Raw genomic sequence first — 10,437 nt, 5'->3', positions numbered from 1 at the left:
CACCAACATGAACTGGGTCGCATGGCGCGCGCGCTTAGCGTATTTCGCGATGCGCAGATTGAACGTATCGCAGCATCTGCAGAGCGTGCAGAGCTGCGCAAGCAACAAGATGTCGTCGTCAGCACGATGAAGAATGAGCTCGCACAGCTCGCAAAAGGGGATTTGACGCGCGATATCAAACATGAATTCACTCCCGACTACGACGACATGCGCAGTAATTTCAATGACGCCGTGCACGAATTGCACGCCACTATCACCCGTGTCAGGGACACCGTTGCCTTAATCGGCACAGCAACGACTGAAACAACGTCAGCAACAAATGAGTTGTCGCAACGCACCGAAAATCAGGCTGCAACTCTCGAAGAAACGGCTGCCGCTTTGGATGAACTGACCGCCAGCGTTAGATCCGCAGCGGAACACGCAAAGGCGGTGGATTTATCAGTCAACAAAGCCCGCACTGAAGCGACCAAAAACGGTGAAATCGTCGCACAAGCTGTCTCCGCCATGAGCGCGATTGAGCAGTCTTCTAATCAAATCACCCAAGTAATCGGCGTGATTGACGATATTGCTTTTCAAACCAACTTGCTCGCTTTGAATGCTGGCGTAGAAGCCGCGCGAGCAGGCGAATCTGGTAGGGGCTTCGCGGTTGTGGCATCTGAAGTACGCGCCTTGGCACAACGTTCAGCCGATGCCGCCAAAGAGATTTCCGGACTGATTGCAAATAGTTCGCGACATGTAAAACAGGGCACCCAACTTGTTGGAAACGCTGGCGAAGCTTTGAGCGAAATCATCACTCAGGTAAATGACATCGCGAATATGACATCACAGATTGCGACAAGTGCGGAAGAGCAGGCAATAGGCCTTTCAGAGATCAACATCGGCGTAAATCAACTTGATCAGGTGACCCAGCAAAACGCGGCAATGGTGCAAGAATCCATGTCACGCGGCACCTCGCTGGCAACCGAAACTGACAAACTAACGCGGCTCATACAACAGTTCAGTATTAGTTCGCCGCCCAAAACGTTGGTGGCATTCCCAGATGCGACAGCGGCACTCGAACACGCAATTACTGATACCTATCAAGCGCGCAAGCAGCAACCGGCCCCGCAAAAGCGTACAGCATATTCAGGCAAAACGGATCAAAGCGTCTGGGAGGATTTTTGAACCAAGGCTAGAAATCTATCTGTCACACTCAAAGATTGCGAATGTTGTATCAAAACCAACAGCCCGCAATCCATCAGATCAACGTGCGACCTCTGGCAAAAAAGCGGAATGCCTTCAGTAATCCGAGCAACCTCTTCGCGCAGCGATGCCAAACTTACAACTCTGAATTCACGGCAAGAAAGCTAACTGTTCCCTTGCGGAACGCGGCTTTGCCTCCCGCCTCGTCGGCGCGGTTGTTCGGAAACCTCCAGCGCCGAGGCGAGTGTGACAATCATCGGATGTGCCGGGTCGGTCAGCCGTTTGTAATGTGCGATTAGGACCGCGACTTCTGTACGGACATCGCGACCGTCGGGAACTCCTAAAACCCAATCAAGGAAAATGCTGCGACACTCAGACTCTGTGATGCCATCAATGATAAACGCATCTTTCATTAGGCCTTTTGGATCAAACGGATCGCTTGGTTTCATGATGTCTCCAATTGGCGGGATATTACTTTGTTCGCTGTTGCGGCATGAGATTGTATAGCTGATTGAAGGGCGGGGATAGTTGCATGGTTGGTTTCTCGGAGGATCAATCGCCGCGCTCCTTCACTTAATTCATCCAGTGCAATCGCTTCGCCGGTTACCAGTCGAGAGGCTGTTTGCAGCTTCCAGAAAAAGCCCGCCGCGTCACAAAGCGCCTGTGCGTCTGCGGCATCAAGCAAACCATCTGCGACACCAATCTGCAATTGCGCGGAAAGTACGCGTTTTTCTGATCCGCAACGCAATGCAACCGATTGCGCAAACAACTCGATATCTTGCAAACGGCCTGCCCCGATCTTTGCTTCACCGTCAAAATGTGACGTTTTTGCTTCGGCGATCCGCTGGCGCATATCAGCTACATCAGTCAGAACCGCATCACCCTTGGACTTTGCGCGCAAAAGCGATTGGCGAAACGATTCGATCTCAGACGTTAGATCAGCTTGTCCAGCAATCGCGCGGGCGCGGGTCAAAGCAAGGTGTTCCCACGTCCAAGCCTGTGTTTCCTGATAGTCCTTGAACGCATCAAGTGATGTCGCGACAGGTCCTTGCCGGCCCGATGGCCGCAACCGCATATCGACTTCGTAAAGCCGCCCTTCTGCCATCGGTGCGGTCAAAGCCGTTACCAAGGCCTGGGTCAAACGCGCAAAATATGGCCGCGCGGCGAGCGGGCGCCTTCCTTGCGACTCCTCAACGCCGCTTGCGTCATAAATCATAATCAGGTCCAAATCCGACGTCGCGGTCAAACGGCGCGCGCCGAGTGACCCCATCGCGATCAACGCACCACCCCGCCCCGGCATCGGACCGTGTTTGCGTGCGAAATCAGAGACAACAATTGGCCAAAGCGCAGTGACGACTGCCTCTGCTAGATCTGCGTATTGCGCGCCCGTTTCTTCGGCTGTGATCAAACCACGCAGATGATGCACCCCGATACGAAAGTGCCATTCCTTGACCCATCGACGCGCGGTAAGCAGCTGTGTTTCATAATCATCCGTCGCTGCCAATTGCGCGCATAACTCGGCGTGCAAACCATCAAGCTGCGGCCATTCACTGAAAAACGATCCCCCAATTACAGCATCCAGCACGCCTGAATTACGCGACAAATGCTGCGCCAATGCTGGTGACGTCGCACAGATATCCACGATCAGTTTTGTAAGCTCTGGATTTGCTTCGAATAAGGAAAAAAGTTGCACACCGGCAGGCAATCCAGCCAAAAACCCGTCAAATTGCGCCAGAGCTTCATCAGGTTTTGCAGCCTCTTGCAACCGCCTGAGAAGATCGGGTTTGAGACGCGCAAAAATCTCTGTAGCCCTTGAGGATCGCAAAGCAGGATAACTGTGCCAACGTGCTGTTACGTCGCTTCCCCAATCAGTGGTTTCTTTGTCAGATTTCGGATCAGGCGCAAAGAACCCTTCGGTCAGCGTATGAACGGCCTCTATACGCGTGGTCAGTTCGGCACGCAAATCTGCTACGTCTTGGCCCATAAATGCGGCCAAACGCGCAAATCCTTTGGCATCTTGTGGCAATGTCTGGGTCTGGGCATCGGTGATCATTTGCAAACGATGCTCGACCTCGCGCAGATAGCGGTAATGGCCGTAAAGTTGTTCGGCAATATCTTGTTCAATCCAATCGGCCTTGGTCAAACTTTGCAAACCTGCCCGGGTCCCCCGCGCCCGCAAACCGGCGTCGCGCCCACCGGCAATAAGTTGCCGCGTTTGGGTGAAAAACTCGATCTCGCGAATGCCCCCGCGCCCCAGTTTAATATTATGCCCTTCTAGGATCAGCGGACCATGTAACCCTTTGTGATCCCGTATTTTTAGACGCATGTCATGCGCGTCTTGAATAGCTGCGAAATCAAGATGCTTGCGCCAAACAAAGGGTTTCAGGGTCGCAAGAAACCGCGCACCCGCTGATTTATCGCCAGCACATACCCGCGCCTTGATATACGCGGCCCGCTCCCATGTGCGGCCGACGCTTTCATAATACCGTTCTGCGGCTTCCATCGACAGGCAGACAGGCGTGACGGACGCATCGGGACGCAACCGCAAATCGGTGCGGAACACGTAGCCACCATCGCGCACGTCTGACAGGATTGCCGCCATCTTGCGGGTGACGCGGATAAAAGCTGCGCGCACATCATGATAATCGTCGGGGTCAAAGCGGGTTTCATCAAAGAGGCAAATCAGGTCGATGTCGGATGAATAGTTCAACTCTGCCGCGCCCATCTTGCCCATCGCTAACACGACCATGCCGCCTGCATTGGCTGGATCATCGGACGCGGGCAACTTACCGCGACTGACCTCTGCGGCGACGAGGGTGGAAATACTCGCCTGTACGGCGGCGTCGGCGAAATCAGTTAAAACTTGCGTCACTGTTTCAAGCGTCCAAACGCCGCCCAGATCGGCCAATCCGACTAACAATGCGATACGCCTTTTGCAGCGCCGCAATTCGGACGGTAATGCGTCAAGTGATAAATGTGGAATTTCTGCCAACAGATCGGCTACCGCCCGTTCAGGGTCAGCAAAAGCGCCGGTTATCCAATCCGCCTCTGATCCGAGTAAACCTGCCAGATATGGACTGCATCCTGCGGTCCCCTTAATGAGGTCGACAACCTTTGTTGGTTGATCTGCAAAAACCTCTGCCAGATCTGCCCCGCGCATTGGGTCAAAGGCATGTGGCAAGCGGGTAATACGGGATGCGAATGTCATAGTCTCACAGTATTACCCGTACGGCGCGGGTCAATGAAGATGCGTAATTGTGTCGTCGATTTCCTCAAAACAGGGCTAGTATTACGATATTCACGAGGTTGATCTCGAAAATGATATGGCTAAACATATGATATTTATGAATAAATAAAGTTAATGTAAAAAACATTTACATTAACCCTTGAAGGGCGCGCCTGAAAGCCCGATATCGGTAATGTGAAAAGCATTCACATACACAAACAAACCCCGAAGGAGACATTCATGAACACCGCCACTTCACATTCACCGATGGCAATGGACCATCGCACTGGTTTTTTTGCCCGCGCCGAAGCGTGGCTGGATGCACGTGGCAAAGGCGCTTGGATCGCCGCCATGGTTGTCAGCTTTATCGTATTCTGGCCAATCGGCCTTGCCCTACTGGCCTACATGATCTGGAGCAAACGCATGTTTTATTCATCTTGCAAATCAATGACCCGTCACAGCGTTCACATGAACAAGTCATCCGGCAATGCCGCATTTGACGCCTACAAGGCTGAAACGCTACGTCGCCTTGAGGACGAACAGGGCAACTTTGAAGCCTTCCTAAAGCGTCTGCGTGATGCAAAGGACAAGGCAGAATTTGACCAGTTCATGAACGACCGCGCGTCAGCAAATGACGCTGCAGCTGAACCAACCCAGTCCGGTCCCGCAACCGCATAAATCGATCTGTCCTTTAAAAAGGTGGCCTGTTTCCCGCAGGCCACCTAACTTGATTTCATAAACCTGAAGGCGCAGCAGACCGATGTCGATGAACCACAGCCCACGTTCCACCCGTTTCGCACCACACCAATTTGCCGGTGTCCCATTCAAGCGCGGCTTGGCTTGGGTTTTTGATGTCATCCTGACTGCCGTGCTTTGCGCTTTGGTGCTGCCGTTTACGGCCTTCACAGGTATCTTTTTCTTTCCGTTCTTGATGCTGGTTGTCGGCTTTATTTACCGCTGGTTCACCATTGCGGGCGGATCGGCCACTTGGGGAATGCGTATGATGGGCATTGAACTTTGTGATAATGACGGTGCGCCGTTAAGCTCTGGCCTCGCTCTTGCGCATACGTTTGGCTATACGATCAGTGTCGCACTGCCGCCTTTGCAACTCATTTCGGTTATCCTGATGCTTGTGACAGCACGCGGCCAAGGGCTTACAGATCATGTGCTTGGTACAACGGCCATCAACCTGCACTAAGCTGCTGCCGCAATTCTAACCAAAGCGGCACTTGGCGGATGGTAAATCGATTGTTAAGATTGCCAAAAGCTATTCGGAAACCATCATGCGTCACACGCTGCCAGTCGCGCCCCAGTTCTATGTCACCGCCCCCCAGCCCTGCCCTTATCTTTCGGGCAGGATGGAACGTAAGCTGTTTACAGCTTTGCAGGGCGATGCGGCCCCTGACCTGAATGATAAACTATCAAAGCAAGGGTTCCGCCGTTCGCAAAATGTGCTGTACCGCCCGTCTTGTGCAGAGTGTTCGGCTTGCATGTCAGCGCGCATTGATGTGTCAAAGTTTACGCCAACCCGCAGCCAGCGCCGCGTTGAAAAGCGCGGCAATCATCTGGATCGCCGTGCCACATCGCCTTGGGCGACCGAAGAACAATATGATCTATTTCGCAAATACCTGGATGGCCGCCATGCGGCAGGCGGTATGGCAGATATGGATATGTTCGAGTTTGCTGCGATGGTCGAAGAAACGCCGATCAGGTCACGCTTGTTTGAATACACCGACAAACGCAGTCTAAGTGCGGTTTGCTTGACGGATATCCTCGATGACGGGTTGTCGATGGTCTATTCGTTCTTTGATCCCGACCTCGAGAAATTGTCATTGGGGACTTTTTTGATCCTCGATCACATCAAGATCGCGCAGGAATTGGGCTTGCCCTATATCTATCTGGGCTATTGGGTGCCGGGCAGCCCTAAGATGGATTACAAAGCCAACTTCAAAGGGTTGGAGGTTTACCGCGCAGGCGTTTGGGAACCCTTGGGCGATCCTGCCGGATACGCCGTTGATGCCCACCCGCTGTCCACCGACCCGATTGCAGAACAAGTCGCACGGATTGAACTGCCGCCGGGGCGAACTTAACCCGTTATATAATCTTTAACGAAAAAGGGCGGCGCCATTGGCACCGCCCTTTTTTATTCAAATGCTCTGCCCTTTAGTTCAATAGGCTAGGAATGATTGTCACAACACCCGGGAACAAGGCAAGCAACGTCAACGCGCCAACTTGGATCCCGATGAACGGCATCACGCCACGGTAAATCTGACCTGTCGTAATCGACTTGGGTGCGACCCCGCGCAGATAGAACAGTGCAAAGCCAAAGGGCGGCGTCAGGAAGGACGTCTGCAGGTTCACCGCAATCATGATCGTAACCCATTTAGGATCGAAGGTACCGCCGTAGATAACAGGCCCGACAATCGGAATAACGATGTAGATAATCTCGAGGAAATCCAGAACGAAGCCCAAGACAAACAACACCAGCATGACCAGCAAGAACACTGTCCACTCGTTGTCGAACGAGCGTAGGAACTGCTGGATGTAATGCTCTCCTCCGAAAGAGATCAGGACGAGGTTCAGCATTTGCGAGCCGATCAGGATCGTGAATACCATCGACGTGACCTTGGCTGTTTCACGCACCACTGATCCCATGACCCCGCCAGAGATCAAGATCCAGCAGGACCACAGCAAACCGAACATCGCGAACAGGAACGCCCCGAATGCAACAAGGAATGCGACACGGTTTTCAAACAAGACCACTTCTTGGCCAAGGCGCATGTCAAAGTTTGTACCAACGATCAGCATCAGCAAAATGGCACCAGCCGTCAGCAAGACGATCCGACCCGATTGCCCTTGATCTTTGCGCTTGCGGTACGCGGCAAGCAAGATTGCACCACCCGCACCCAAGGCCGCAGCTGGTGTCGGGTTTGTGATCCCGCCAAGGATCGACCCCAACACAGCAACAATCAAAACCAGTGGCGGAAACACCACGCGCAAAATCTCGTTGCTGGCCAGATAGCCCGCGGCAGTTCGTAGACCGATGAAGGTTATTATCAAAGGTATCGCAATAAGGACTGTCGTAGTTCCCGGCGATGTCAGCGGTGAAATCAGCATGATGTCTACCAAGAGCATCAGCAAGATACCCGACACCCCGACCCACAGCATCTTAGGATCACGGCTTGGTGCGACACCGCGTGCGATTGCAAAAACCAGACCCAACAGGACTGCGGCAACTGAAATGCCTGTCCCGATTGGTGCGGCATCTGCGGCGCGTTGCAAAACAAGCTCTGCACGTTCTTCAACGCCCAGTTCTCGTGCTTGCGTCACTCCGCCCGCATTTTCAATCGTGGCTTGTTCTGCAAGCGCAGTTTCCCACGCTTCCATGCCGTGCAATTCAATCATTGAAGCGGCGCATTCATCGCTCACGCGTGTGCGCAGTGACGCGCTTTCACCTGTGTCGGTAAAACTGTCGACGATGATGGATTGCGTTCCAACAAGGTTAACCTGCCCCATCCCAATCGTCAGAGCGATAATACCGACAGGCACAGCCAAGAACCATGTCAGGCCCTCATTGCGCGTGATAGCCTCTCTGTTGCCATCAGTTTCGAACTGCACAGGCGGGGCTTTATCGGGGTTGATCAGCGCAAAGACAAACGCATAGCCCGCATAAAGCAACGCCAACAAAACGCCCGGCAACAAGGCCGCTTGGAACAATGTACCAACTGACAAAACGGCTGGGCTGCCAAGATAGGTCAGCGCGTCGTTACAACCTGCCAACTGCGCGCGGTTCTCTTGTGCAGCTGAATAGATGTCACCTGCTAGCGTGCCCAAAAGCACGATCACAATCGAAGGTGGAATGATCTGGCCCAACGTGCCCGACGCTGCAATCACACCTGTTGATAATTCAGGCGAGTACCCGTTCTTGAGCATCGTCGGCAGCGCCAACAAGCCCATCGTCACAACCGTAGCGCCCACGATCCCTGTGGAAGCGGCAAGGAATGCACCAACCAGAACGATCGACACGGCAAGACCGCCTGGCAATGGACCGAACACTTTGGCCATTGATGTCAGCAGCTCGTCGGCAATGCGCGAACGCTCTAGCACGATGCCCATCATCACGAACATCAAAACGGCCAGCAGCGTTTCAATCGACTGCCCCGCAAGAACACGTTCGTTCATCCGGTTGACCATAAAGCCGATGTTGCGATCAAGCGCGACTTCCCAGCCTTGCGGGAACAAGACGTCCTCGTAGCGCGGCAGTTCTGGGTATCTAAACACAGAAATCGCTTCGCGTCGGACACCATCCGCAAGCAGGGATGCATATTCAGAAGAATTGGTGTCAACGGCTGCGTGGATCAACAGGCCAGAGCTGTCGAGCGCTGCAATGATCGCGAACGAAATCACCGCAGAGCCTGAAATTGCGAATGCGACCGGAAAGCCGGAAAGGATCCCTGCAAACAAAGTCAAAAAGACGATAATAATACCGACTTCAATGCCATCTAATCCGAAAAGCATATGTCTACCGCCCTACTTTAATGAATGTCTGCGACAAGTTCGGCGGTTGCATCGCCAAGCTGGTCTTTATCAAGGAATTTGCCTTCGCTTTCAGGGCCTTCTTTGAACTCTAGGTAAGAGCGGTAAAGGAAGGCGACCGCTTGCAGCATGATCATCAAGACGAAGACCACGAGCAGTACCTTGAACAGAAAGTAGGCGTTAAAGCCGTTGGGCGAGAAACCGATCGTTTCGATGTTCCACCGCAAGGCGCGGGCTTTGGTCAACAACCGCTCAAGCGTATCGGACGCGGACGGGTTTGGCACCACAAGGTGACGCCACATAAAGAACCAGCCGTAAAGCCAGATGATCATCGCAGCCGGCACCATAAACACGATCGATCCAATCATATCGACGACACGTTTGGCGCGGTAACTGATCGCAGAATAGACAAGATCAACACGGACGTGGCCGCCTTGAACGAACGTATAAGCTGCGCAGAGGCACACGATCATCGCGTTGTAGAATTTCAGTTCTTCTGACCACCAGCTGATGTCTTTGGTAAATGTCGCCCCGAAACCAATGCTGATTTCAGCGACCGCAAAGATACGCTGCATAAAGATGATCACAATTTGCTGAATTACCATCAGCAGGCCTGCCCAAGCAGCGACCCGCCCGACGGCATTCGCGAACCCTTCAAGGCCGCGCACGCAGCCCCACATGAAGCGGTTGTTGATGAGACCTATTGTCGTGACGGTCAGGAATATCACCAAAACGACAAAGAAAAATTCGACCGAAGCACCATAGTAGATAAAGCGCATCAACGCTTCTTTCTGCTCGGTTTCCATCGGACCGTTGATTGTGGGTATCCAGGACAACCACATACCGGGGTTAAAAATCGCGTAAAAGAAGTTGAAGAACGCTTCGATCAGATGGGCAAAAAACCATCCAATTGCATTCCCGCCCCATGCTTCGACCAGACCCATGGTCTAACCCCCGATTGATTGTGACTGCTTTTGGCATGTCGGGCCCTGCCAATGGCAGGGCCCTCCATTTAATATATCTGCTTCGACCAGTTACCGGTCAAAGCTGATAGCTTAGCCTGCGTTGACGCGTGTCCGCTGACGCGCGAATTCGGCGTCAGAGATGCTAGTCCAACCAGATGTGGACGCTGCAGATGCTTCCTGGCTCGCGCGGATACGTGCGAACAATTCGTCATCCATGAACTCGTCAAGTGCTTCTTTGGACGCCTTGCCAAACGCATCCCAAACATCGTCAGGGAATTGCATGATCTTGGTGCCCTGCGCCTGCAGACGCTGCAATGCTGCACCGTTCACAGCGTTAGACTGTGACAGGGACCAGTGGTGTGTCGCCATCGCAGCTGTTTCCATGATCTGCTGCTGTGCAGGTGTCATTTCGTTAAACACGTCGCGGTTGAACGCAGCTGTCAGAACGGAACCTGGCTCGTGGAAGCCACCTGTGTAGTAGAATTCACAGACTTCCTGGAAGCCAAGACGCTCGTCTGCGAATGGACC

The 10,437-nt window shown here is 53.2% G+C and carries 8 protein-coding genes and 1 pseudogene; 4 read left to right on the top strand and 5 right to left on the bottom strand.

From position 1 onward, the window contains the following. On the top strand, positions 1-1,164 hold a 1,164-nt coding region (locus QZ197_RS12045), incomplete at its 5' end, for a methyl-accepting chemotaxis protein (protein WP_296432237.1). 182 nt (positions 1,165-1,346) lie between these two features. Here the strand turns inward: QZ197_RS12045 and QZ197_RS12040 are convergent. Both QZ197_RS12040 and QZ197_RS12035 read right to left on the bottom strand, forming a co-directional pair. Then, the gene (locus tag QZ197_RS12040) at positions 1,347-1,631 is read right to left on the bottom strand and encodes a hypothetical protein (protein WP_296432236.1); all 285 of its coding nucleotides are present in this window, start codon (positions 1,629-1,631) and stop codon (positions 1,347-1,349) included. After that, positions 1,628-4,390: a glutamine-synthetase adenylyltransferase gene (locus QZ197_RS12035; RefSeq protein ID WP_296432235.1), complete on the bottom strand. Its 2,763-nt coding sequence runs from the start codon at positions 4,388-4,390 to the stop codon at positions 1,628-1,630. Before QZ197_RS12035 ends, QZ197_RS12040 begins: the two co-directional genes overlap by 4 nt. Before the next feature lie 258 nt (positions 4,391-4,648). Between QZ197_RS12035 and QZ197_RS12030 the strand changes: the two genes are divergently transcribed. The 3 genes from QZ197_RS12030 (at position 4,649) to QZ197_RS12020 (ending at position 6,498) form a co-directional block, all read left to right on the top strand. Continuing rightward, the gene (locus QZ197_RS12030; protein WP_296432234.1) at positions 4,649-5,086 is read left to right on the top strand and encodes a DUF2852 domain-containing protein; all 438 of its coding nucleotides are present in this window, start codon (positions 4,649-4,651) and stop codon (positions 5,084-5,086) included. A gap of 88 nt (positions 5,087-5,174) precedes the next feature. Next, positions 5,175-5,606: an RDD family protein gene (locus QZ197_RS12025; protein WP_296432233.1), complete on the top strand. Its 432-nt coding sequence runs from the start codon at positions 5,175-5,177 to the stop codon at positions 5,604-5,606. 85 nt (positions 5,607-5,691) lie between these two features. Then, complete coding sequence (locus tag QZ197_RS12020) at positions 5,692-6,498, top strand: arginyltransferase (protein ID WP_296432232.1); 807 nt, start codon at positions 5,692-5,694, stop codon at positions 6,496-6,498. 73 nt (positions 6,499-6,571) lie between these two features. On the opposite strand, the gene QZ197_RS12015 is transcribed toward QZ197_RS12020, so the two are convergent. The 3 genes and pseudogenes from QZ197_RS12015 to QZ197_RS12005 form a co-directional block, all read right to left on the bottom strand. Next, a complete protein-coding gene (locus QZ197_RS12015) occupies positions 6,572-8,926 on the bottom strand; it encodes a TRAP transporter large permease subunit (protein WP_296432231.1) in 2,355 nt (784 codons plus the stop codon). A 17-nt stretch (positions 8,927-8,943) separates the two neighbouring features. Continuing rightward, positions 8,944-9,888: a TRAP transporter small permease subunit gene (locus QZ197_RS12010; RefSeq protein WP_296432230.1), complete on the bottom strand. Its 945-nt coding sequence runs from the start codon at positions 9,886-9,888 to the stop codon at positions 8,944-8,946. Between the two features lie 111 nt (positions 9,889-9,999). Beyond that, positions 10,000-10,437: pseudogene (locus QZ197_RS12005) on the bottom strand (ABC transporter substrate-binding protein); the annotation flags it as partial.

The organism is Yoonia sp. (genome assembly GCF_017854415.1).
In the GTDB taxonomy this organism is placed as follows: Bacteria; Pseudomonadota; Alphaproteobacteria; order Rhodobacterales; family Rhodobacteraceae; genus Yoonia.
The sequence above is the reverse complement of the archived record's forward strand: the minus strand, read 5'-3'. Positions and strand labels throughout refer to the sequence as shown.

What these genes read in the sequence shown, in the direction of transcription:
- QZ197_RS12040 (WP_296432236.1), bottom strand. Translation starts at nt 1,631, where the DNA reads ATGAAACCAAGCGATCCGTTTGATCCAAAAGGCCTAATGAAAGATGCG.
- QZ197_RS12035 (WP_296432235.1), bottom strand. Translation starts at nt 4,390, where the DNA reads ATGACATTCGCATCCCGTATTACCCGCTTGCCACATGCCTTTGACCCA.
- QZ197_RS12030 (WP_296432234.1), top strand. Translation starts at nt 4,649, where the DNA reads ATGAACACCGCCACTTCACATTCACCGATGGCAATGGACCATCGCACT.
- QZ197_RS12025 (WP_296432233.1), top strand. Translation starts at nt 5,175, where the DNA reads ATGAACCACAGCCCACGTTCCACCCGTTTCGCACCACACCAATTTGCC.
- QZ197_RS12020 (WP_296432232.1), top strand. Translation starts at nt 5,692, where the DNA reads ATGCGTCACACGCTGCCAGTCGCGCCCCAGTTCTATGTCACCGCCCCC.
- QZ197_RS12015 (WP_296432231.1), bottom strand. Translation starts at nt 8,926, where the DNA reads ATGCTTTTCGGATTAGATGGCATTGAAGTCGGTATTATTATCGTCTTT.
- QZ197_RS12010 (WP_296432230.1), bottom strand. Translation starts at nt 9,888, where the DNA reads ATGGGTCTGGTCGAAGCATGGGGCGGGAATGCAATTGGATGGTTTTTT.